Origin of the sequence: Oscillochloris sp. ZM17-4 (genome assembly GCF_019599295.1) — a bacterium.
Taxonomy (GTDB): Bacteria; Chloroflexota; Chloroflexia; order Chloroflexales; family Chloroflexaceae; genus Oscillochloris.
Genome location: NZ_JAIEWN010000001.1, coordinates 332,173 through 355,994, shown reverse-complemented (window position 1 = coordinate 355,994; position 23,822 = coordinate 332,173). Strand labels below are relative to the sequence as shown.

General features: G+C 68.5%; 17 protein-coding genes. 7 read left to right on the top strand and 10 right to left on the bottom strand.

From position 1 onward, the window contains the following. The first annotated feature begins 12 nt into the window (after nucleotides 1–12). Together K2Z83_RS01405 and aroQ are read left to right on the top strand one after the other, a co-directional pair. On the top strand, nucleotides 13–5,286 hold the full coding sequence (locus K2Z83_RS01405) for a NosD domain-containing protein (RefSeq protein ID WP_220593393.1): 5,274 nt from the start codon (nucleotides 13–15) through the stop codon (nucleotides 5,284–5,286). Nucleotides 5,287–5,302: 16 nt separating this feature from the next. Further along, nucleotides 5,303–5,734, top strand: a complete 432-nt coding sequence (gene aroQ / locus K2Z83_RS01400; protein ID WP_220593392.1) for a type II 3-dehydroquinate dehydratase — start codon at nucleotides 5,303–5,305, stop codon at nucleotides 5,732–5,734. Nucleotides 5,735–5,800: 66 nt separating this feature from the next. Here the strand turns inward: aroQ and K2Z83_RS01395 are convergent, their stop codons facing one another. The 5 genes from K2Z83_RS01395 to K2Z83_RS01375 all read right to left on the bottom strand — a co-directional run bounded on the left by K2Z83_RS01395 (nucleotide 5,801) and on the right by K2Z83_RS01375 (nucleotide 12,343). Beyond that, on the bottom strand, nucleotides 5,801–6,046 hold the full coding sequence (locus K2Z83_RS01395) for a hypothetical protein (RefSeq protein ID WP_220593391.1): 246 nt from the start codon (nucleotides 6,044–6,046) through the stop codon (nucleotides 5,801–5,803). Nucleotides 6,047–6,318: 272 nt separating this feature from the next. Beyond that, a complete protein-coding gene (locus K2Z83_RS01390) occupies nucleotides 6,319–9,354 on the bottom strand; it encodes a hypothetical protein (RefSeq protein WP_220593390.1) in 3,036 nt (1,011 codons plus the stop codon). After that, nucleotides 9,344–10,225, bottom strand: coding sequence for an ATP-binding protein (locus K2Z83_RS01385; protein WP_220593389.1), 882 nt, complete (start codon nucleotides 10,223–10,225; stop codon nucleotides 9,344–9,346). The genes K2Z83_RS01390 and K2Z83_RS01385 overlap by 11 nt, the downstream gene beginning before the upstream one ends. Before the next feature lie 71 nt (nucleotides 10,226–10,296). Further along, on the bottom strand, nucleotides 10,297–10,860 hold the full coding sequence (locus tag K2Z83_RS01380; RefSeq protein ID WP_370650009.1) for an NAD(P)/FAD-dependent oxidoreductase: 564 nt from the start codon (nucleotides 10,858–10,860) through the stop codon (nucleotides 10,297–10,299). Nucleotides 10,861–11,164: 304 nt separating this feature from the next. After that, nucleotides 11,165–12,343, bottom strand: coding sequence for an ArsA family ATPase (locus K2Z83_RS01375; protein ID WP_220593388.1), 1,179 nt, complete (start codon nucleotides 12,341–12,343; stop codon nucleotides 11,165–11,167). Nucleotides 12,344–12,644: 301 nt separating this feature from the next. Here K2Z83_RS01375 and K2Z83_RS01370 point away from each other — a divergent pair, with 301 nt between their 5' ends. Beyond that, the gene (locus tag K2Z83_RS01370; protein ID WP_220593387.1) at nucleotides 12,645–13,163 is read left to right on the top strand and encodes a histidine phosphatase family protein; all 519 of its coding nucleotides are present in this window, start codon (nucleotides 12,645–12,647) and stop codon (nucleotides 13,161–13,163) included. Beyond that, a complete protein-coding gene (locus K2Z83_RS01365) occupies nucleotides 13,160–13,921 on the top strand; it encodes an NAD-dependent deacylase (protein ID WP_220593386.1) in 762 nt (253 codons plus the stop codon). Before K2Z83_RS01370 ends, K2Z83_RS01365 begins: the two co-directional genes overlap by 4 nt. A 28-nt stretch (nucleotides 13,922–13,949) precedes the next feature. On the opposite strand, the gene K2Z83_RS01360 is transcribed toward K2Z83_RS01365, so the two are convergent. Beyond that, nucleotides 13,950–15,092, bottom strand: a complete 1,143-nt coding sequence (locus K2Z83_RS01360; RefSeq protein ID WP_220593385.1) for a DNA methyltransferase — start codon at nucleotides 15,090–15,092, stop codon at nucleotides 13,950–13,952. 309 nt (nucleotides 15,093–15,401) lie between these two features. Here K2Z83_RS01360 and K2Z83_RS01355 point away from each other — a divergent pair, with 309 nt between their 5' ends. Then, the gene (locus K2Z83_RS01355) at nucleotides 15,402–15,671 is read left to right on the top strand and encodes a PspC domain-containing protein (RefSeq protein ID WP_220593384.1); all 270 of its coding nucleotides are present in this window, start codon (nucleotides 15,402–15,404) and stop codon (nucleotides 15,669–15,671) included. Nucleotides 15,672–15,740: 69 nt separating this feature from the next. On the opposite strand, the gene K2Z83_RS01350 is transcribed toward K2Z83_RS01355, so the two are convergent. Continuing rightward, nucleotides 15,741–17,258: a replication-associated recombination protein A gene (locus K2Z83_RS01350; protein WP_220593383.1), complete on the bottom strand. Its 1,518-nt coding sequence runs from the start codon at nucleotides 17,256–17,258 to the stop codon at nucleotides 15,741–15,743. Between the two features lie 541 nt (nucleotides 17,259–17,799). Here K2Z83_RS01350 and K2Z83_RS01345 point away from each other — a divergent pair. Then, nucleotides 17,800–18,522, top strand: a complete 723-nt coding sequence (locus tag K2Z83_RS01345; RefSeq protein WP_220593382.1) for an ABC transporter ATP-binding protein — start codon at nucleotides 17,800–17,802, stop codon at nucleotides 18,520–18,522. 174 nt (nucleotides 18,523–18,696) lie between these two features. Here the strand turns inward: K2Z83_RS01345 and pknB are convergent, their stop codons facing one another. Together pknB and K2Z83_RS01335 are read right to left on the bottom strand one after the other, a co-directional pair. Then, entirely contained in the window at nucleotides 18,697–20,523 is a 1,827-nt protein-coding gene (pknB, locus tag K2Z83_RS01340; RefSeq protein ID WP_220593381.1) for a Stk1 family PASTA domain-containing Ser/Thr kinase, read from the bottom strand. Nucleotides 20,524–20,570: 47 nt separating this feature from the next. After that, on the bottom strand, nucleotides 20,571–21,077 hold the full coding sequence (locus K2Z83_RS01335; RefSeq protein WP_220593380.1) for a ribonuclease H-like domain-containing protein: 507 nt from the start codon (nucleotides 21,075–21,077) through the stop codon (nucleotides 20,571–20,573). Between the two features lie 210 nt (nucleotides 21,078–21,287). Between K2Z83_RS01335 and K2Z83_RS01330 the strand changes: the two genes are divergently transcribed. After that, nucleotides 21,288–22,247 carry a nucleoside hydrolase gene (locus K2Z83_RS01330; RefSeq protein ID WP_220593379.1) on the top strand — a complete coding sequence of 320 codons (960 nt, stop codon included), beginning with the start codon at nucleotides 21,288–21,290 and terminating at the stop codon, nucleotides 22,245–22,247. 11 nt (nucleotides 22,248–22,258) lie between these two features. Here K2Z83_RS01330 and murJ read toward each other — a convergent pair whose 3' ends face one another. Beyond that, the gene (gene murJ, locus K2Z83_RS01325) at nucleotides 22,259–23,785 is read right to left on the bottom strand and encodes a murein biosynthesis integral membrane protein MurJ (RefSeq protein WP_220593378.1); all 1,527 of its coding nucleotides are present in this window, start codon (nucleotides 23,783–23,785) and stop codon (nucleotides 22,259–22,261) included. Nucleotides 23,786–23,822: the final 37 nt, after the last annotated feature.

Sequence of the window (23,822 nt, the reverse complement as noted above, 5' to 3'; positions counted from 1 at the left end):
GGGAGGGTCGCCGTGTCGTCACTCGCCCGCCGTCTTAGCCTGGTCGTGCTGATCGCGCTGCTGGCCGCCACCCTGCCGGCGGCCCGGCTCGCGCACGCGCAGACCTTCACCGTCACTTCTACCGCCGACACCGACGACGGCGCCGCGAGCTGCGCGACGGGCTGCACCCTGCGCAAGGCGATCCGCCTGGCCAACCAGAACCCCGGGCCGGACACGATCACCTTCAGCATCTCCGGCACGGCCCCATTCATGATCAATGTGACCTCGGAGCTGCCGGAGCTCTCGGGCGGCGAGACGACGATCAACGTGGTGCCGGCCCACTCGGTGGTGCTGAGCGGCGTTGGCCTCCCCGTCGGCGCAAGCGCCTTCGGCCTGGTGATCACGTCGGCGAACAATGTCGTGCGCGGCCTGGTGGTGGTCGGCTTTCCCAGCACGTCCGTCGCCCTCGGCGGCTCGGGGATCTCGCTCCGCTCCGCTGCGGCCACCGGCAACGTGATCGCCAATAACTGGGTCGGCCTGAACGCCGATGGCACCTCCACCTTCGGCAACGCCTACTACGGCGTCCAGATCGATGAGGGCGCCAGCGGCAACCTGATCGGCGGCGACGCGGCCAGCGAGCGCAATGTTGTCACCGGTAACCTGCGGGCGAATATCGCCGTCGATGACAGCGACTCCGTATCCTCATCGTTCATCAGCAACAATCAGGTTGTTGGGAACTACATCGGCGTCAACGCTGCCGGCACGGCAGTCCCTGGGGATGTCACCCAGACCAACCTCGCCGCCGGCGTGTTCGTGAGCACCTACGCGCACGGCACGCTGATCAAGGGGAACCTGATCGGCGGGCACCTGGGCAACAGCACCAACGCCGCCGCCGGGATCGTGATCGAGAGCGCCGCCGCATCGGTCTTCTCGAACCTTCACCCCCAGGACACCTCGATCGTCGGCAACGATATCGGCGTCACCCCCACGGGCGGCAATATCGCCAACCACAACGGCATCCGCATCACCCGGGGCGCGCTCAACACCACGATCGGCGACCCGAACAACCCGCTGGGCGGGCGGAATGTGATCGGCTTCAGCGAGGAGGACGGCATCCAGCTGAGCGATAACGCCTATAACTCCAGCGGCACCCAGATCGTCGGCAACCTGATCGGCATCGCCCGCAATGGCACCACCCTGGCGACGATCGGCACCGCGAGTGCCTCGAATCTACATAACACCGGGATCTACCTCGGCACGGTGACGTCCGGCTCCCCGAGCCCGGCGACGATCATCGGCCCGGCCAATGTGATCTCCTCGGTCCGCCGCTTCGGCATCCACGTGCGCTCCAGCGGCAATACGATCAAGGGTAACTTCATCGGTACCGATGTCACTGGCACGACCACCTCGCCCACCTCGGCCACCACGGTCGGCACGGTCGGCTACAGCTTCGGCGACTCGGGGATCTGGGTTGAGAACGGCAGCGACAACCAGATCGGCGGGCCGGAGAGCGGCGACCGCAATGTGATCGCCACCGGCGCTGGCCAGACCACCGGCGCGGCGGCGGCGATCGTGCTGCTGCCCGGCATCGGCAGCGGCAGCTGCGGCTCGGTTATCTGTAGTGTCACCGCGACGACCATCCAGGGCAACTACCTGGGCGTGAGCGCCAGCGGCACCGTCGCCCTCGACACCTCCGGGGCCACCAGTATCAGCACCTCCGAGGGGCTGCGGATCACGAATAACTCGACAACCGCCGCCGGGACGACCGCCTCAAGCAATAACACGGTGCGCGACAATGTGATCTCCGGCGTGGGCATCGGGATCTACCTGCTCAGGGGCGCGAGCAACAATACGATCGACGGCAACCGGATCGGCACCAGGGCCTCGGGCGACCTGACCTTTGCGCAGGCCATCCGCAACAAGCGGAGCGGCATCAACCTCCTTCAGGGCACTGGCAACGTCATCTCGAACAACCTGATCGCCTTCAACGGCGATGAGGGCAGCGGCAGCGGCCCCCTGACGAACTACTACGGGATCTATGTCCAGAACAGTGGGGCCGGGGCCAACGGCAACACGATCAGCGGCAATCGGCTGGTGCGCAATGGCGATGGCTCGATGGGCAGCGGTGTCTTTATCGATGGGCCGAGCGGCATCCTGATCACCAAGAGCACCACCAGCACCCATAATGGCGACGGGATCAAGCTCTACTCCGCCGGCAGCAACGGCGATATCGCCGCGCCGACCCTGACCGGGGCAAGCGGCACGACCACCGCCGCCACGCTCGGCGGCAGCGCCAGCTGTAGCAGCGGTAACTGCACCGTCGAGGTCTTCACCAGCAGCGTCAGCGAGGATAAAGAGGGGCCGGTCTACCTGACCTCAGCGACCACGGCGAGCGGGACCTTTACCATTAATATCACCGGGTGCCAGCGCTATCTCACCGCGACGGTGCACGATAACGCCAGCAATAACACCTCGCCCTTCTCGACGGTGCTCGATAGCGGTGCCCTCGGGCCATGCGCCGACAGCAGCTTCAGCCTTGACGTGGCCTTCCCGGATAGCCAGGCGCAGGTGGTGGTGGGCGACTCTGTTATCTACAGGCACAGCATCACCAACAACGCCGCCGTCGAGCGCACCTTCAGCGTCGTGATCACCTCGGACAAGGGCTGGGCCAGCGCCCCGGCCCTGGTGACGGTGCCGGCCAGCACCAGCGCATCATTTGACATGGTGGTCAGCGTGCCCTACAGCGCCCAGGCCGGCGACAAGGACACCACTACCGTCCAGGTCTTCTCCGGCACCACCGGCTCAAATGTGCAGACTGATATTACCACGGCCAAGATCCTTACGTTTAACCCGGCCACCCCCGCCGTCTCTCCGGGCCAGACCAAGGCGCGCACCGGCACGACGCTCACCTTCACCCACAGCGTCACCAACACCGGCGACCTCGCCGGCACCTTCTCGGTGGTCGGCCCGAGCGGCTCTGGCCTGCCGACCTTCACCAGCACCCCGCCGACGGGCTGGTCGGTGGCCTCGGCGACCCTCGCGCAGACCAGCCTGGCCGGCGGCGCGAGCACGACCCTGACGATTGTGGTGAACACGCCGGCCGGCGCGCCCGCCGGCTCGGTGTCGTTCAGCTTCCGCATCAAGGCTGGCACCGCGCAGACCGACCCGGCCACGGTGGACACGATCACCGTGCCGACCCTGCGCAGCTTCACCTTTGTGGCCACCAGCCCCACCGGCTCGCCGCCGACCCTCTCGCGCCCGCCCGGCGCCTCGGCCGACTTCGTCTACACCCTGACCAACACTGGCAACGCGACCGACAGCTTCCAGGTGCCGGCCCCGACGAACGCCGCTCCGCTGAGCTTTACCGTCAGCCCCAGCGGCAGCTTCAGCCTGGCCGCCGGAGCCTCGCGCACCGTCACGGTGACGGCTCAGGTGGCGTCGGATGCGAGTGCAGTCCAGAATGACTATAACTTCAGCGTGACAGCCGTGGCAGTTGGGGGCACCCCACCCACCGCGCCGTCTGTGCCCGGGCGAGTCACGGTGACCGGCGGTGGCTCGCCCCAACTCCGCTTCGATTCCGGGACGCCAGGCACAGCCAGCGCGGCCGGCGGCACGGTGACGTTCACTGGCACCCTGACCAATACGGGCAACGCGACCGTCAACTTTACCCTCGGCATCCCGACCGTCACTGGCAGCCCGGCCGGCTGGGTGGCCCTTGTGGACTATAACGGCAGCTGCACTCTCTCGCCGACCAAGATCAACTTGGTGAATGGTGAGAGCTGCACCTTCACGCTCCAGGTAACAGTGCCCGCCGGTGCGAACGGCGGGCCGCAGGCCGTAACGCTCAGCGCGACGGCTGATAACAGCACCCAGTCGACGCCGGTGGATGTCACCGTGACCGCCACGGCCACGGTGAACGTGGAGACCGTGCGTGATGTGAGCCTGAGCGCGGCCATAACGCCGCAGACGGGCGTCCCCGGCACGGTGCTGACCTACACCCACACCCTGACCAACCTGGGCAACGCGACCGACAGCTTCGACATCGCCCTGGTGCCGACGGCCCCGGCCAGCGCCGGCATGGCCGTGCTCAGCCCGACGGTCGTCACCGATGTGCCGCGCAACGGCACGCGCACGATCACCCTGGTGGTGACGGTGCCGAGCGGGATCATCGCCGGCGATCTGACCTTCACCGTCACCGCGACCTCAAAGAGCAGCGCGGGGGCGACGGCCAGCCGGGACGATGTCGCCACGGTCGAGCTTTTCGACGCCGCGAGCCTCTCGCCCGGCACCAGCAAGAACGGCCTGCCCGGCACGACGGTGACCTTCACCCACACCCTGACCAACACCGGCAGTTCGCAGATCTCGTTCTACATCACAACCAGCGATAGCCAGGCCGGGGTTGGCTTCAGCTCATCAGTACTCTACTCGCCACCGCTCGTCCTCAACCCCGGCGAGACAACGACGATCAGCGTCCAGGTGAGCCTGCCGCTCGGGGTGCTCGGCGGCACGGCTAACGTCACCACCGTTGAGGCGCGGAAGGACAGCCCGAGCGGCACAATCCTGGCCAGCGCGACGGACGAGTCCAGGGTGGGCAACACCTACGACGTGCAGATCACGCCCGACCGCACCGGCACAGCCTACCCGAACGCATCGCTCGTCTTCACCCACACCGTCACCAACATCGGCATCACGGCGGACACCTACACGATTACATCGACCAACGCGCTCTTCTGGCCGATGACGGCGGTGCCGGATTTCCTCACCCTGGCCCCCGGCGAGAGCCAGGAGATCACCGTGATCATCGGCGTCCCCAACGACGATAACACGACGGTCGGCGCCCCGAACTTTGGCCGCATCCGGGTCGCCTCAAACACAGACCCGGTGAAGTCAAACGACGAGGCGGTTGAGCACATCACCGTGGGCAAGGTGATCGACCTGGTGCTCAGCACCGACCAGGCCCGCGCGGTGACGCCGAGCAGCGGCACGATCCGTATGAAGGATCTGGTGCTGAGCAATACGGGGAACGGCCTTGATACCGTTGACATCACGGTCTTGGGCGCAGATGGCGGCTGGAAGGTCAATATCGCGCCGGTCACCGTGATCGGCCCGCGCGACACCGACTACAACGTCGGCGTATCGGTGACGGTGCCACCGGACGTGGAGCCCGGCCCCACGAAGGTGATCACCATCCAGGCGCGCTCGCGCTTCGACTCGACCGCAGTGGCCGAGGTGCGCCTGCGCTTCGTCTACATCGCGCCCGAGGTAACGGTGACACACAAGGCCTACCTGCCGCTTGTCCGCAGGTGAGGCGAGAGGAGCTGGTGTGGCGCGCGCTATTGTGGTGATCCACGGGCCGAACCTGAACATGCTCGGCCGACGTGAGCCGGAGATCTACGGGGCGATGACCCTGGGCGAGATCGACGCGGCCCTCGCCGCGCGGGCGGAGGCGGCCGGCGCGAATCTGCGCAGCTTCCAGTCGAACCACGAGGGCGCGCTCGTCGACTACATCCACGACATGGCCTGGGATGCCGACGGGGTGATCATCAACCCGGGGGCGCTGACCCACTACGGGCTCTCGCTGCGCGACGCGCTGGCCATGCTGAAGTCGCCGATCATCGAGGTACACATCTCGAACGTCTACCGGCGCGAGGCGTTCCGCCACACGTCGGTGGTGGCGCCGGTGGCGACGGGGCAGATCGCCGGCCTGGGCTGGCGCGGCTATATGCTGGCCCTGGAGTGGCTGCTTGATGCGTAGGGCCTGTGATCATTGGCACACAAAAGCGGGTGGCTAAGCCACCCGCTTTTGTGTGCCAATAAAACGTTACTCGTCGGGCGGGAGCGACGTCGCAATATCATAGACGAGCACCTGCACATCGAGGCCCTCGCCGGTGAGCAGCTGGAATGTGAGGTCGTGGGTCGCCTCTTTGACCGCGCCCTCATCGGCTGCGGGCGCATACGCGCGGATGCTCGCCTCCTCGCCGGACACGCGCGTGACGCGCACGACGCTGCCGGGGCTGGCGGCACTGATCAGCCGGGTCAGCTCGGCGATAGCTTCGTCAAGGGTCATGGGCACTCCTCCGGGGCGCACTAGAGCGGATGTAGAATGTAGCAGATGATTGCCTGGCGATTGCCGCTACTACTATACTCGCTAGTCTCAAAATCGGCAACTGATGCCGCCTGGGCACCAGCCCTATGCGCATCACGTTTAGGGCTGCCGCCCTAAAAACCGTTGTTGTTTTTTGCCAAAATGGCCAGCTTCGCTGGCCATTTTGGCAAAAAACAACAAGAGATCCCGCCGAACCCGGGGCGTAACGTACTGCGCATACCCTGCGCCCCCCGCTACCTGCTCATCGCGCAGACCGGCGAGATCTGCGGCGAGGCCGCGCAGACCGCATCGAGCTGGCGGCTGATCTCAGCCGCCTGGGCGGTGTCGTAGCGCCGGAGGGTGTTCCAGAGGTTGTAGAGGGCAAGGGCATGCTCGCCGGAGCCGGGGGCCGCGCTATCGACGGCCTGGGCGTAGTAGTCTGTCGCCGCCTGCCAATCTCCGGCCACGGCGGCGCAGTCGCCCTGGACCGTGTAGGTGCTGAGCGGGTCGGTGCCGAGGGCGCGGGCCTCGGCGGCGGCGGCGCAGTCCGTCTCGCTCACCGCCGAGGGCGCAGCGCCGACGGCGGCCGCGTCGGAGACCTGGCCCTTGGCGGTGTAGCCCACCTGCCAGCGGTAGCTGGCGTAGGCCGGCTGGGCCACGATCAGGAGCGCAAGGAGCGTCGCCAGGGCCACGACCGGCAGCCGCAGCCCGCGCAGCGCGGCAGGGGAGCGCGCCACCAGCGCCTCGGCCAGCACATAGACGCCCCAGATAAAGGTGCTGTAGTTCATCACATCGATCGGCAGCGCCGTGCCGCCGCTGAGGATGTAGAGCAGCACGGGCAGCGCGCCGAGCACCAGCAGCACATGTGGCCAGCTCTCGCTAAGCTGCAGCATGTGCTGGAAGGTCAGGGGGCGGTTGGCCAGCCAGTAGGCCAGCGGCCAAAGCATCAGCGCGCCGCTCATGGCGATAACGAAGACCAGGGCGTAGAGCCCGGCCGGAAACCATGTCGGCAGCGATAGCCACTGGTTCTCGAACATCGTCACCAGCAGCAGCAGGGCCGCCCCCGTTGTCGCGACCGCGCCGCTCGCGCTCAGCAGCAGGCGGTAGCCGAGGCTTCGTCGCTCGACCGGGCTGCCCGCCGCCGCGAGGCGCTGCCCGACGTCGGTCTGCACATCGCCGTACCAGCCGGTGATCCCGTCGATCGCCAGGTCGCGCCCCTCGGCATCCTCAAGGAAGGTGCGCGAGTAGAGCGCCATCGGCCGGTCCCAGACGCAGCGATCCATGGCCAGCCAGCGGCGCACCTGGGGCCAGGGCATCTCCAGATCCACGTTGCCCAGGCTATCGTAGCGCGCGATCCGGTCGGGCCGGGTCACGATCACATCGGGCTGCTCGCGCTCGATCCGGCTGATCGGCAGCACATAGATCACCGCCGCGGCCATCGCGGCGTAGATGCCCAGATAGAAGACCGCCAGCAGCGCCAGCACCACCGTGATCCGCAGCGGGTCGTAGAAGGTGCTCATCGAGAGCACCTCGTTCGGCAGCCGGATCAGCGTGGCGGTGGGCGCGACCACCGCCAGCATGAGCAGCGCGAGGGGCATGGCGACGACCGACACGATCTGGAGCAGGCGCAGATAGCTGCTGATAAAGCGGCCGACATAGCGCTTCTCCGGCTCGGCGGCGATCAGCGTCGCGATGCGCTGGCGCACGCCCTCGGAGACCCCCGGGCGATGCTTCCATGCCCGCAGCTCATGGAGGATGCGCTCGCGGGCGGCCGCGTAGCCCAGCGTGCGGTAGCGCTCCAGGCTCTTCACGAAGCCGTCCAGCGCCCCGTCGATGTTGCCGGCCTGCATAGCCGCCTGGCCCTGGATCATCAGGATCGTCGCCTCGCGCCGCACATCGCCAAACTCGCGGAAGACCGCCAGGGCGTTCGCGAGCAGCACCTGGGCGCTGCCGATATTGTTCGCGGCCAGGTAGCACTCGGCGAGGGTGCGCTCCAGCCACGCCCGCCAGTATGGGTCGCGGGCGGGCTTGCGCTTCAGCAGCGACTCGACCTGCGCCCTAGCCTCCTCGTGGTAGCCGTAGAGCCGCAGGATGTCGATCAGCCGCTGCTCGGCGCGCAGCATGCTGCCCTCATCGCCGAGGCGGCGGTAGGCCTCGCGGGCCTGGGCGTACCAGGTGCGGGCGGTGTTGTAGAGCCGGATCAGCAGCCAGTTCTGGTAGCGGGCGCAGTACTCGGGGATCGGCAGCAGGCGGTTGTGCGGCCCCAGCGCCAGCGCGCCGACCTGAAAGGGCAGGCCGATCAGCCAGATCCAGATGATCTGGACATAGCGCAGCAGCTCGTTCTCGGGCACATGCGCCACATGCCAGCTGCCCGTGCTGATCCCGATGCCCTGGTAGGCCTCGCCCAGCATCAGCATCGTGTCGGCCGCGGCCCGCTGGTTGCCGGTGCGCCGGAAGTACGCGAGGCTCTGGCGGAAGAGCTGGGTGGCCCGCGCCCACTGCCCCGTCTCCGAGTAGACCTCGGCCAGCGACCGGCTCGTCTCCGCGCCCAGCTCGGGGTCCAGATCCTTCAGCGCCCGCAGCGCCTCAAACTGCTGGGCGGCCGCCGCCAGGTTCAGGCTGCCCTGCTGGGTGCGCGCCTGCATATACTGGAGCCAGCGCCGCTGGAGCGAGTTCAGCGGCGCCTCGCTGGCCACCAGCAGCAGCATCTCGGCCTCGGCCAGCCGGTGCGCGCGCTCCAGATCGTTGAAGGCGGCCCGCAGCTCGTCCATGCCGCGGATCGGGTCGGCGTTGATCAGGTGGTAGAGCGCCTCGCGGCGGAACATGTCCGACTGGGGGCTCATCGGCACCACGCTGAGCATATTGCTCTCGGGCACCAGCTGCATCGCGCGCCGGGTCGATCCGGGCGGCGTCGTGCGGTTGTTGAAGTAGCTGTAGAGCCGCCGGTGGAGCTGGTTCAGCGCATCGGGGCGCTGGTCGAGCCACTCGGCCAGCAGGATCTGGCGCACCTGCTCGTGATAGGCCATCCGCCCGTCGCCCAAGTCGCGGATGAAGCTGAACGCGCGCATCTGCTCGATGATCCGCTCGTTGCCATCCTCGCTCTCGCGCAGCACGCGCAGGATCGAGATGTCGAACCAGCGCGGGATGGCGCAGCGGCGCAGCACCTCGGCCTTGCCCGGCTTGACGCTCTTGAGCACCTGGTCGATATTAAAGGTGAGCAGCGCGTCGCCGCTCTTGCTCTTCGCCGCGATGAGCATATCGCTCAGGTAGTTGTGGATGTCACCAGTCATCTTCGTCGCCTGGGCGCACCGTCTGCTCTAGGTTGTCGCCAATAATCCCGAGGAGCTGCGGGCTGCCCTGCACCGCGTTGTAGAGCGTCTGCACCTCGGCGTCGGTGAGGCTGCTCAGCCCGCGGTTCTCGCGCAGGTAGGCGGACACATCGGCCTGGGTGAACAGATCGATCGGCATGACGCCGATCACCTGGGACCACTCCACGCCGAAGCTCGGCAGCCGGCGGCCGGCTAGCACAACGACGGTGTTCCTCAGCCGCCCGTCGCGGATGCGCGTGAGCAGCTCGCGGGTGATCCAGCGGTCGGTCACGTTTGGCGACCAGGCCTCGCTCGACTGGGAGGTTCGCTCGTAGGTATCGAAGAGGAAGAGCGCCGGGCCGGCGGCCTCGATCTCGCTGAGGCACGCGAAGAAGACCTGAGTGATCCGATCCTCGATCGCCTGGATGACCAGCGGGTTGTCCGCCTGAAAGATGAAGAGATTATCCTTGATGACGTTACGCCCGGCGACATCGCCGATGCTCACGTCGCCGATCTGGCTGCTGCCGAAGTTCACCCCGGTGCCGCCGCCGCCGCTATCGCTGATCACTAAACGCGGCGCGGTGGCCTCGTTGATCGCCGCCGTGAGCTTGTTGAAGTGAGTCTCCCCGAGCGAGTCGCGGAAGCGCCGCACCAGGGTGAGCACATCGTAGGCCTGGCCGTCGCTGAAGTCGATCAGGACGCTGCGGGCGCCCCGCCCCTCCGCCTCGCTGGCAAACTGCTTGAGGAGCCAGGACTTGCCCATCCCTGATCCGGCGGAGACGAGAATAATGCGCCTGCTGGCGGTGCCATCCAGGCTTCTGCGGAAGCGGTCAAGTTGCTTCAGTCGATCCACGAACAGCTCTTGCAACGAGCGGGTTGCCATTGTTTTCACAGAGCCTGATGGCCCGGCCCACACAGCCTCGCCTAAAAGACATTGCGCTCCGCGTGGGTCGGGCCGTTGGCGAAGCGGTCGATCCGCAGCTCATCGATGTTGATCGTATGGGCGCGGCCGTCGAGGATCTCCTCGGCGATCAGCAGGCCGCAGCCCGGGGCGTGCATGATCCCGTGGCCGCTGAAGCCGCTGGCGTCCACGTAGCCCGCCAGGGCCGGGTTGCTGCCCAGGATGGGGTTGTGGTCGGGCGTGACCTCGTAGAGCCCGGCCCAGCACTGCTGCTCGGCCAGGCCGGCCTGCTCTAGGATGGGGAAGCGGGCCAGCCCGTGCTCCAGCACCGTATCGAGCCACTCCCAGTCCACCGTCGTGGTGTAGCTGCTGGGCTCGGCGGGGTTCGCCTCGCCCATCAGGATGCTGGCCCCCTCGGGCCGCATGTAGAAGCCGCTGCCGACATCGAAGGTGAAGGGCATCGGCCGCGGGATCTGGGGGAAGGGCGTGGTCATATAGATATTGCGCCGGTAGGGCATCACCGGGACGTTGAGCCCGGCCAGGGCGGCCACCGCGCCGGCCCAGGGGCCGGCGCTATTCACCGCCACGTCACAGGCCCCACGCCGCGCCGGCCGGCGCCCAGGTCGATCGGCACGCCGATCAGGGCGATCTTGCTCATGGCGTCGTTGCCTTTCGATATAACGTAGGGCCGAAGCAGTCGCCCCGGATGGATCATCCTATAACCGTAGGCATCCCAGGCGACTGCTTCGGCCCTACACATGTCGCCCCGGATGGATCATCCTATAACCGTAGGCATCCCAGGCGACTGCTTCGGCCCTACACATGCCGCCCCGGATGGATCATCCTATAACCGTAGGCATCCCAGGCGACTGCTTCGGCCCTACACTCGGGTCACGCCTCTAGCGGCAGAGCCTCGGGCTCGCCGAAGCGCACCTCAAGCACGCCGTTGCGGAAGACCGCCCGCGTGGCCGGGCGCTCGGCCAGCGTGGTCGGCAGGATCATGTCGCGGCGGAAGTTGCCGATCTCGATGAACAGCTCGTCGCCGCGCTTGACCATCTGCACCTTGCCGATCTCGACGTGGGGCAGCGGCAGCTTCATCACATACTCGTTGCCGTCGCGGATGATCTCCTGGGTCTTCCCGGTGAACTGCACCTTGACCGGGTCGGTGTCGCCGAAGAGCTTCGCGCCGACCATAGAGAGATCCGCGATCCCGGCGAGGTCGCGGGCGTAGTGCGGCCCCTCCCAGATCGGTAGGGGCTGGAAGATGTCGTAGACCTGCTGGCGGTAGCCCTGCTGGATGCGGGCCAGCTCCTTCATGAACTCGCCCTCGGCCGCCTCGACGGGCAGCACCCGGTTGAGCACCACGCCGTCCACCGGGTAGCCGAAGAGGGCCAGGTAAGTGGCGGCGCGCTGGGCCTCCTTGATCACCATGCGCTCGGGGTTGACCACGAGGCGGTAGGAGCTGACGCTGGCGTCGGTCAGCGTGTCGCGCAGGGCCTCGACGCCCTTGGTGAGCCGCTCGATCGTCTCGAACATATCGGTGGCGGGGATGAGCGCCTTGACCAGGGGCCGGGCGGCCTTCATCGTCGTCGGCTCCCAGTCCATCACGCGGGCCGCGTACCACTGGAAGGTCTCGGGCATAGTGAGCAGGCGCACCGTCTCGCCGGTGGGGGCGGCGTCAACGATCACGGCGTCGAAGTTGCCGTCCCTGGCCTGGCGGCGGATGTGCAGCAGGCTGACCACCTCCTCCATGCCGGGGATGATCGCCAGCTCCTCGGCGGCGACCTCATCGACGCCGCGGCGGCGCAGCAGGGTCGAGAGGTAGCTGCGCAGCTGGCCCCAGTGCTCGCGCACCTCGTCCAGCACATTGATCTCCTGGCCCCAGAGCCTATCGGAGAGCTGGGTGGGCAGCGACCCGAGGGGCGCATCGAGGGCGTCGGCGAGGCTGTGGGCCACATCGGTGCTCACCACCAGCGTGCGGTAGCCCAGCTCGGCGGCGCGCACCGCCGTGGCGGCCGCCGTCGTCGTCTTACCAACACCGCCCTTGCCAAGATAGAGTATGAGGCGCATCGCTCCGTCCTTAATTAATTGCGCGAGGGGCGCGTGCCCCCAGTACAGACTCCTAGAATCGACGTAGCCTGCATTGTAAATGTTGCGCTGCGGCGCGTCAATCGGGGCCGCCCGCCGTTGACACGCGGCACGGGGACGTGGTACCTTCATAGCTAGGGATTGCTGGCGAAGCCAGCAATCCCTAGCTATGACAAGGTTTCGGGTTGCTTTACACTTTGATACCGTGAATGGCGTTCTACTACACCAAATCTGCAATCTGCAATCTACAATCTGCAATCTTGTCTATACTAAGGAGTGATGCTTGCTCAGCGATATCTACCTCATCCGGCACGGCACGCCGGCGCAGAACCCGGCCATCCCCTACAACACGCCGCCCGGGCCGGACCTCTCGGAGCGCGGGCGGGCCGAGGCGCGACAGGCGGCCGCCTTCCTGGCCGACAAGGGCGTGGAGCAGCTGTTCGTCTCGCCCTTCGCCCGCACCACGCAGACGGCCGAGGTGATCATCGATGTCCTCGGCCTGCCGGCGACCTTCACGACGCTGCTCCAGGAGCACGGGCCGGGCGAGACCTTCGACACGGTGCGCGGGCGGGTGCGCGATCTGCTGTCCGCCGCCGCCGACTCGCCGCAGCAGCGGGTGGCCTTCGTCTCCCACGGCTCGCCGATCCGCGCCGCCCTGCTGGAGCTGAGCAAGGAGAAGATCGACCTGACGAAGCACAACTACCCCGGCGGCAACGCCGCGCCGACCTGCGGGATCTGGCATGTCCAGCGCCTCGACGCGCAGCAGCTGCGCTTCGAGCTCATCTTCAAGCCAACGCCATGAGCGCGGATCTCTTGATCGACCCTGGCCTGGTGGCGGCGCTGCGGCGCGCCCGCCACGTGGCCGTGCTGACGGGGGCGGGGGTCTCGGCGGAGAGCGGCATCCCGACCTTCCGCGACGCGCAGACGGGGCTGTGGGCGAGCTTCAGCCCCGAGGATCTGGCCTCGCCGGCGGGCTTCCGCCGCAACCCTCGGCGCGTCTGGGAGTGGTACGCCTGGCGCCGCGAGCTGGTGGCCCAGGCCGCGCCCAACCCCGGCCACCTGGCCCTGGCCGAGCTTGCGCGCTATGTGCCGCAGCTGACCCTGATCACCCAGAATGTGGACGGGCTGCACCAGCGCGCCGGCAGCGAGGCCGTGATCGAGCTGCACGGGAATATCGGGCGGGTGGTGTGCGCGGAGGAGGGGGGCGTGGTCGAGCAGTGGGACGAGTCCGGCGGCGAGCTGCCGCCGCGCTGCCCGCGCTGCGGCGCCCACCTGCGCCCCGATGTGGTCTGGTTCGGCGAGCTGCTGCCGGAGGCGGCCATGGCGGCGGCGTGGGCGGCCGCCCGCAGCTGCGACCTCTTCCTCTCGATCGGCACCTCGGGCCTGGTGGAGCCGGCCGCCTCGCTGCCGCGCGCGGCCATGCAGGCCGGGGCCACCGTGGCGGTGATCAACCTGGACGTGACCACCGCCGCCCGCCCGCCGCTCTACACGCTCAACGCGCGCTCCGGCGAGCTGCTGCCGGCGCTGCTGCGCGCCGCCTGGGATGACACACCGCCGTAAGGGCGCAGCAGCGCCGCGCTGCTGTGCCCTACCGCTTCTTGAAGAGGAACATGTACTCGTGCTTGAAGACATAGAAGCCGCCGGCGAGGGCGCGGTAGCGCCAGAGCTCCTTCTGGCTGCGCTTGCCGGCGGTGCCGTCGATGTTCTTCACCACGATGCTCTTGAGCAGAAAGCCGCGCTCCTGCACCTCGCTCATGGTCTGAAATCCCATGGGGAACCACTCGCCCCTGGCGTACTTATCGCCGATGACGAGGGCCAGGTAGCGCCCACGGTCGAGGGCCGGGGCGATGTTCTCCACGACGCGGCCCATGAGGTGCAGGAACTCATCGATCGACGGCGAGTTCGAGAGGTCGCGCGGGTCGTCGCTGAAGCGGATGATGTCGTGGTAGGGCGGGTGCAGGATTGCCAGCTGGGCGCTGCGGGCGCCCTGGGAGGCCAGCAGCGCGCGGAAGTCGGTGGAGGTGCTGTCGCCGGCCACAACCTGAGAGATCGCGCCGTGGCGGTTGGGCTCGGCGGCGACGAGTGCGCGGGCGTGCTCAACCATCTGCGGCTGGAGGTCGACGCCGAGGGTGTTGCGGCCAAGGCGCTGCCCCTCGATCAGCGTGGTGCCCGAGCCGGCGAAGGGGTCGATCACCCAGTCGCCCCGGCGGGTGTAGCGGCGCATGAGCTGGTTGGGGATCTGCGGGATGAAGTTGCCCCAGTAGCCGGCCGTGTGGACGCCGCTGCTGTCGCGGCGGTCGATCATCCACAGGCTGTCGGTGAGGATGTCGTCGTACTCCTTCCAGCGGTTCAGGTTGATCTCGTTGATCGCCCCGGTGCGCTCGACGGCGGCGGCCCGCCGCAGCCGGTCGACGTAGTAGCGCGCCCGCTCGATCGTCAGGGCGCCGCCGATCTGGGCGAACTCGCCCTCCAGGTAGGCCGCCGAGAAGCGCACCTGCTCCGCCTCGCGCCCGGCGTAGATCGGGTCGCCCAGCTCGCCTAGCCGGTCGCGCAGGGCGCCGAGACTCTGGCGCAGCGCGGCGACGGTGGGGGCGTCGGTCAGCGCAGCGAGACACTCTACCAGCAGGTCGCGGCGCAGCCGCAGCGTCACATCGGCGGGCTCGGCCGGCGGGGCCTCGGGCGCGCCCGCAAGATCGGGCGGCGCGAGCGTGGGCAGCTTGGCGATCGCCATGGGTCTCCGTGCTCCTCTTGCGCTCCAGGTGGATCTGCTCCTATTGTAGCGCAAAAGTTGGAGCTTGTGTATGCCCTGGCGGCGATTTCATGCCAGATCTAAGCCATGTTCTAGATAAAACAGGCTACAGCATGGCTTACACTCTGGTTTACGGTGATGCGTGATCCGTGATCGGTGATCCGTCTGTGCCGATCACGCATCACGCATCATGCATCAGGGGGCGCAACATTCGGCGGGCGTCGTCGTCGTATGGGCAGGGAACGAACAACGCCGCGCAGGTGGCGCGGCGCACAGATAAGGAGACACACCATGAGCAACCAGCTTTCCCGCAGCCAGAGCGACCGCATGCTCGGCGGCGTCTGCGGCGGCCTGGCCCGCTACTTCGGCGTCGACAGCACCCTCGTGCGCCTGGTGTTCGTGCTGGCCGTGCTCAGCGGCCTCAGCCCGCTGATCTACGTCATCCTGTGGGTGGTGATGCCCGAGCAGGGCGCCGCGCAGCCCACCCAGGCGAACCAGATTATCGACCAGACCGGCGAGTGGCAGTACGACCCCTACACCGGCGAGAAGGTCGTCAAGTAGCCCGCAATTGTCCAGCAGGCACATGCTGCACCATCAGTTTTTTGTGCGCGCCTTCTGCGCTATTGCCACTCAGCTCTTGCGCGGCCCTTTGCGCGGCCGCGCGGGCGGCGGGGCGCCCGCGCCATCCGGCGGCGGGATGTCGTCGGGCGCCAGCTGCGGCTCCTCGCCGGGGGCGAGCTGGTCTGGCGCACCGCCCTCAGGCGGCCCGCCCTGTGGCGCTGCCGGCGCTTTCTGTTCGGCGCTCTGCGCGCTTCGCGCAGAGCGCCACGCCAGACGCTCGCGCACCAGAGCCTCGAAGCCGTGGTCGGTCGGCTCGTAGTAGATCCGGCCCTCCAGGTTCGGTGGCAGGTGGGCCTGCTCCGACCGGCCATCGGCTAGATCGTGGGCGTACTCGTAGCCCTTGCCGAATCCCATTCCCTTCATCAGGCGGGTGGGCGCGTTGCGCAGGTGCAGGGGCACCGGCTCGTTGCGCGTCTCGGCCACGTCCTTCTGGGCCGCGCCGTAGGCCCGGTAGACCGCGTTGCTCTTCGGGGCCTGGCAGAGATAGACGACGGCCTGGGCCAACGCCAGCTCGCCCTCGGGCTGGCCCAGGAAGTGGACGGCCTGCTGGGCCGCCATCACCTGCGGGAGGGCCTGCGGGTCGGCCAGGCCGATATCCTCGACGGCCATACGCACGACGCGCCGGGCGATATACAGCGCGTCCTCGCCGCCATCGAGCATGCGGCCGAGCCAGTAGAGCGCCCCGTCGGGGTCGCTGTCGCGGACGCTCTTGTGCAGGGCCGAGATCGCGTCGTAGTGCAGCTCGCCGTTCCTATCGTAGCGGGTGGCCCGGCCCTGCAGCGCGTCGCGGATGTCGTCGAGGGTGATCAGGCGCTTCTCGCCGATGCTGGGCGCCTTGGCCATGACGGCCGCCTCAAGGGCGTTGAGCGCGGTGCGCGCGTCGCCGTTGGCCATATTCACCAGGTAGCCGCGGGCGTCGGCGGCGAGCATGGGGCTGTAGCCGGCCAGGCCGCGCTCGCCGTCGGCCAGCGCCCGGTCCACTAGCTGGCCGACATCCTCATCGCTCAGGGCCTCCAGGGTGAAGACGCGGGAGCGCGAGAGCAGGGCGCCGTTGACTTCAAACGAGGGGTTCTCGGTGGTGGCGCCGATCAGAATCACCGTGCCGTCCTCGACATAGGGCAGCACCGCGTCCTGCTGGGCCTTGTTGAAGCGGTGGATCTCGTCGATGAAGAGCACCGTGCGCTGCTGGAACATGCCCAGGCGATCTTTGGCCTCCTGGATCACCTTGCGCAGGTCGGCCACGCCGGCGCTGACGGCGCTCACCTGCTCGAAGTGGGCGTTGGTGCCGCTGGCGATGATCTGGGCCAGGGTCGTCTTCCCGCTGCCGGGCGGCCCCCAGAGGATGATCGAGAAGAGCTTGTCGCCGGCGATGGCCCGGCGCAGCAGGCGGCCCTCGCCGACGATGTGCTGCTGGCCGGCGTACTCCTCCAGGCTGCGCGGGCGCATGCGCGCGGCCAGGGGCGCCTGGCTCTGGAGAGTCGCGTCGCGCTGGGCGTCGAAGAGGGTCGGGCCGCGTTTTGGGGGCATAGTGTGAGTGCAGATTACAGATTGCAGATGGCAGACTGCGCATCTGGACGCGCGATGCGGCCCGGCCCACACCCAGGGGGCCGCCCGATCTTGCAATGGCGCTGAAACAAAAGGGGGCGCTCGAACGTTATCTTCATTGTAGCATAGGTCATCCCGCCTCCCAGTACTGGCGCTCCCAGATGGGCCATCATGACGGGGGAGAAAGGGACTATTGAAGTCACCGGCCCCTATGACGTATGCTGTTGGTAACAGAGAAGCGCGGCCCCAAAGGAAAACGGCTTGCGAATAAGCCCCGGACGACAACTCCGCACTTATTCCCCTTTTTCCCTCTAAACCCTCTCCCCCCCCCGCGCCGCTTGCCAGAAGGCCGGCGGGGTCAGCGCCAATCTTGTTTCAACGACGACCACGGCGGCAGGATTCCTGCCGTCGTTTCGTTTACCCTGCGGGCAGCGGCAGCAGATAGTGTGTATGATGTGCAAGGGGCTTGCCAGCGAAGCTGGCAAGCCCCTTGCACATCATACATGTTGTAGGGGGAGTCTCAATGAGCGATCGTCGCGATCCGCCTGTGGGCGAGCCGCTGCTGCGGCTTGCGGGCGTCAGCAAATCATACGAGGAGGCCGGGGCCACGCGGGCGGTGCTGCACGAGGTGAGCCTGCGCGTCGGCCGGGGCGAGATAGCCGTGCTGCTTGGCAGGAGCGGCAGCGGCAAGAGCACACTGCTCAACCTGGTCAGCGGGATCGACACGCCGAGCGCGGGCGAGGTCTGGGTGGACGGGCAGAACCTGACCCGGCTCTCCGAGCGCGAGCGCACGCTCTTCCGCCGGCGCAGCGTGGGATTCATCTTTCAGTTCTTCAACCTGGTGCCGACCCTGACGGTGCTGGAGAATGTGCTGCTGCCACTTGAGCTGAACGGGCGCGGCGGCCCCGAGGCCCGCACGACGGCCGCGGCAATGCTGGCCGAGGTGGGCCTGGCCGACCGCGACGCCAGCTACCCCGACCGCCTGAGCGGCGGCGAGCAGCAGCGGGTGGCCATCGCCCGCGCCCTTGTACATAGCCCGGCGCTCATCCTGGCCGATGAGCCGACCGGCAACCTCGACGCCGACACCGGCCAGCAGGTGCTGGCCCTGCTCGACCGGCTCACCCGCCAGGCCAACCGCACCATGGTGATGGTCACCCACAGCCCTGAGGTCGTCGGCATGGCCGACCGGGTCTTCCGGGTCAGCGACGGCCGCCTCCAAGAGGATGCCCTTCCTATCCGAAGATGACGCTTTTGTTACAAAACTCACTACCCTTAGACAGCGAGTTTTCACGGTGGTGTAGTAGAGTGTGGACATCAAGGAATGGCACCGTGCCCCGCGCCGGGGGGAGGCGGGGTACCGGAGCCACTATCTCGAATTGAGAATGGAGCTTGGGACTTGTCCCATGCTCCATTCTCTATGTTAGCTCTCCGCCCGCACCCCGAGGATGATCCTGCTGCCGCGCGGTATCAGCTCACCGTTGCTGATCCCCGACCCGCCCTGGATCTGCGCGCTCACCACTTCGCCAGGCGCAAACGTGTCGAAGTCGATCAGCCGATCGCGCCCCTGCACGTCAACAAACTCCAGGGTCATCCCCGGCGTCGCCGCCAGGATGGCCTCGGCCTCGGCGCGGGTCTTGCCGATCACATCGGGGAAGCGGACCACATCGCCCTGGCTCACCCGGATCGTCACGGTCTCGCCCTGGGCGATGCGCAGGCCGGAGCGCGGCGACTGATCGATCACAAAGCCCGCATCGATGGCGACGCTCGGCACCTCCACGACGGCGACCTGGATCCCAAGGGCGGTGAGCTGCGAGCGGGCGATCTCGACACGGGTATTGGTGACATCGAGCACCGTCACCAGGAGCGGCCCGAGGCTGACGGTGTAAGTCACCGTCAGGCCGGGGGCCAGCAGCTCGCCGGGCGCGACCGTCTGGCTGATCACAAGGCCCTGGCTGACGGTCGGGTTATTCTCGCCCTGCGGCGCGGGGATGAGCTGGAGCTTGAGCAGCTGCTCCTGCGCCGCGCCGTCGCTCAGCCCGACCAGCGTGGGCACGCTGATCCGCTGGTCGGGCGTGGGGCTCGGCTCGCCGGGGGCGGCGGTGCCGCCCGGGGGCGGGGCCGACGTGGTGGGCCGCGGGTCGCCGCCGATGCTGCCGAACAGGCCGTTCAGGGCGCCGGTGCTGAAGAGCATCACGATGCCGAGGACGCCCGCGAGGATGAGCATGCCCACCAGGAAGATGCCGCAGCCCAGGCCCTCCTGGCGCGGGGCGCGGGCCGGGGTCTGCCTGGGCATGGGGATGCTCACCCGCCCGGTGGCGCCGGTGCCGCTCGATCCGCCGGCCTGGCGCGGGGGCTGCGTCGTCGGGCCGCGCTGGGCCGGCCGCCCGCCCACGCCGGCGAGCGCCGGGTTGACCACCGTCTCCTGCTGCGCGATCTGGGTGTAGCCGGCGATCAGGTCGGCGAACTCCATCGCGCTGCGCGGGCGGCGGGCCGGGTCCTTATCCATGGCGCGCAGGATCAGCGCCTCGAGCTGGGCCGGAATCTGCGGGTTGATCTGGCGCGGCGGGGGCGGCTCCTCAGTGACGTGCTTCATCGCCACGGCCACGGCGGAGTCGCCCTTAAATGGCAGCCGGGCCGTGAGCATCTCGTAGAGCACAATGCCGAGGGCGTAGATGTCCGACTGCGGGGTCGCCGCGCGGCCCTGGGCCTGCTCGGGCGAGATGTAGTCCACGGTGCCGAAGGAGACGCCGGTCTCGGTGAGGGCGGTGCTGAGGTGGCTCTTGGCGACGCCGAAGTCGGTGATGCGCGCCCGGCCATCGGCGGTGACGATCACATTCTGGGGCTTGATGTCGCGGTGGACCATGCCCGCCTTGTGCGCGGCCGAGAGCCCGCGGGCGATCTGCCCGGCGATATCGACGGCGCGGGCGGCGGTGAGGGGCGCCTCGCGGTTGATCACCGCCTTCAGGTCGGTGCCCTCGACGTACTCCATGACGATATAGTGGATGTCGCCGTCCTGGCCGACATCGTAGACATCGACGATATTGGGGTGGGCGAGGATGGCGGCGGCCTGGGCCTCGTGGCGGAACCGGTCGAGGAAGTCGGCGTCGCCGCTGGCGTGGCGATGCGGGATCTTGATGGCGACGCGCCGATTCAGCCGCAGGTCGCGGCCGAGGTAGACGCGGGCCATGCCGCCCTCGCCGATCTTGCGGTCGAGCTCATAGCGGCCGTCGAGAACTTTCTGCTGCATCGAGGTCAATCTATCTGCTGGCCGAGGGGGATCCCAGGGCCGGAGTATTAGGTCATCAGGACGGTGACTGCGGGGGCGAGCTGGGCCGCGGGCGCGCCGTCGAGGATCGCCTCCAGGAGCGCGAGGTTGACCACGTCCTCATAGTTGTACCTGAGGAGCGTGTCGAGCGCCGACTGCTCCCCGCGCGTCTCGTAGCGATCCCAGAGCCGCGGGGCGTCGTAGCCGGTGATGCCGGCGGTGTCGCGGTCGATGCCGAGGCGCTGCTCGACGACCTTCAGCCCGCCGCGCAGGCCGCGCCTGCGGCAGACATAGAGCAGGTCGCGGTGGTCGAACTCGCTGCGCAGGTCGGCGAAGAGCCGCTTGCGGATCACGGGCAGGTCGAAGCTGCTGCCGGCGAAGGTGATGATCGTCGAGACGCCCTCCAGGGCGTCGTAGAGGTTCACATCGCTCACGCCGCCGCCGACGAGCTGGGTGGTGCCGCTGTCGGGCCGGTAGATGCCGATGACGCTGATGCTGCCGGCGAAGGTGGTCTCAATATCTAGGTAGGCCCGCATCCCCCACTCGCCCCCGATGACACGCGCCGACCAATGGCTTCGCTGCGCCCATTATGGCACGGCGCGCTACGGGGCGTCAAGCTGACCACGAAGGACGCTCTACGCCCTACGCTCTGCGCCCTACGCTCTGCGCTCTGCGCTCTACGCTCTGCGCTCTGCCATCTGCTATAGTAGACCGAGTCGCCCGCCTCATCTCCCAGGAGTTGCCCCATGAGCCTTCCCTCTCGCCCGCTGCGCGTCCTGCTCGACACCGACCCCGGCATCGACGATGCCCTGGCGATCCTGCTGGCCCTGGCCTCGCCCGAGATCGATCTGGCCGCGCTCGCGGTGGTACACGGCAACTGCGCGCTGAGCGAGGCGGTGCGCAACGGCCTCGATGTGCTGGCCCTCGGCGGGGCCGCGCATATCCCGGTGGCCGCCGGCTGCGACCGGCCGCTGCTGCGGCCGCGCTTCCACGCCCCCGAGGTCCACGGGGTGTCGGGCCTGGGCTACGCGGCCCTGCCGCCGTCGCCGGCGGCGGCGGTCGCCGAGCACGCGGTGGATCTGCTCATCCGCGAGGTTATGGCCGCGCCCGGCGAGGTGACTCTGGTCGCGGTCGGCCCGCTGACCAACGTGGCCCTGGCGATGCGCAAGGAGCCGCGCCTCGCCGGCTCCCTGCGCGAGCTGATCTATATGGGCGGGGCCTTCCGCATCGAGGGGAACGCCTCGCCCCTGGCCGAGTTCAATGTCTACGCCGACCCGCACGCGGCCCAGATCGTCTTCACGAGCGGCGCGCCGATCACGATCATGCCCTGGGATATCACGCGCGGGGTGCGGATCACCGATGTGCATATCGGGCGCCTGCTGGAGCGCGGCGGCCCGATCGCCCACTTCGTGGCCGAGTCGACCCGCTACTACATGGAGATGCACCGCGTGCGCCTGGGCTTCGCGGGCTGCTCGCTGAACGACCCGGCGGCGCTGGCCCTGGCCTACGTGCCCGAGCTGGCCGTGACCCGCCCGGTGAATGTGGAGGTCGAGCTTTCCGGCGAGCTCTCGGTGGGCAAGACGGTGGCCGACTTCCTGGGCAAGACCGACCGCGCGCCGAACGTGCGCCTGGTGGAGCAGTTCGACGGCGAGGGCTTCGTGGAGCACTTCCTGACCCGGATCGAGGCGCTGATTGATCGGGCGTGAGGCGTGATGGATTATGCCTGACGCCTCGCGAAGCGCGCGCGCAGGGCGCCGAGGAAGAAGCCGAGGGCCTCGACGCGCAGGGCGGCGCAGGCGCCGAGGTAGATCAGGCCGCCGAGGCCGCCGGCCGCGGCCACCTGGACGAGGGCGGGCGCGCCGCCGAGCAGGGCGGCCAGGCCATAGACGGCGGCGGCCATGAGCAGGCTGGCCAGGAGCGCCTTGGCCGCCGCCTCGCCGAGGCGCTGGCCGCCCATGGGCACGGCGCGGTGCAGCAGCCATGCCGCCAGCAGGGCGTGGCCGACCCACTGGGCCGAGTTGCCGAGCACCAGGGCCAGGAAGCCGAGCTGGCTGAGGGCCAGCAGCGGCAGGGCGGTCAGCAGGTAGAAGCCGATCGCCGCGCCCTGGATGAGGTTCGGCGTGAGCGTATTCTTGCGCGCGTAGAAGGCGAAGATCAGCACCTGGTCGATCGCGGCGGCCGGCAGGCCGGGCAGGTAGAAGAGCAGTGCCGTCGCCGTGGCCGCCGAGTCGGCGCTGCCGAAGGCCCCGCGCTCGAAGAGCAGGCGGGTGATCGGCCCGGCCAGGGCCAGCAGCCCGGCGCTGGCCGGCAGGATGAGCAGCAGCACCACCTTCAAGCCCATCGCCAGGGTCGCCCGGAAGGCGTCGTCGTCGCCTGCGGCGCTCTGCCGCGAGAGGGTGGGCAGGACGGCCAGGGAGACCGCCGAGGCCACCAGGCCGAGCGGGAACTGGATGAGCGTGGTCGCGTAGCGCATGGTGGTGGGCGCGGCGGGCAGGCCCGAGGCGAGCCAGCGGTCGATCAGCGTGCCGATGATCGAGAAGCCGATGCCGAGCGCCACGGGGGCGTAGAGCCGCAGGATGCGCCGCACGGCCGGGTGCTCCAGGCTGAGGCTGGGCCGCAGGCGGGAGCCGCGCAGGCCGGGCAGCTGGAGCAGCACCTGGCCCAGGGCGCCCGCCACCGCGCCGGCGGCCAGGCTGCTCACGCCCAGCCGCCCGTGGAGCAGCACGATCCCGGCGATCATGCCGGCGTTGAAGGCCGCGCCGACGAAGGCCGGCAGCAGGAACCTCTGGCGGGCGTAGAGGATCGCCGTCGTCAGCCCGGAGACGCCCATGAGCAGCACGGCGGGCATGAGCAGGCGCACCAGGGATGTCGTCTGGTCGCGCAGGCCCTCCTGGCCGGGCTGCACCAGCAGGCGCACCACCGCCGGGGCCTGCCAGACCACCAGGGCCGTCAGGATGGTCAGGGCGGCCAGGGCGATGCTGATCACCCCGGAGACCACGCGCCAGAACTCGTCCTGGTCGCCCTCGGCGTACTCGCTGAACACCGGCACGAGGGCCGCGCTGACCGCCCCGTTGATCAGCATGTCGTAGACCGTGTTGGGCACCGTCCAGGCCAGGGTGAAGGCGTCGGTGGCGGCGCCGCGGCCGAAGTAGTAGGCGATGGTCGGCTCGCGGATGAGGCCGAGGGCGCGGCTGGCGATGTTGCCCACGCCGATGAGGAGCGCGGCGACCGCCACGCTCCTCATCGCGCTGCTGGGAGAGGCTGGGGGAGGGCCAAGCCCT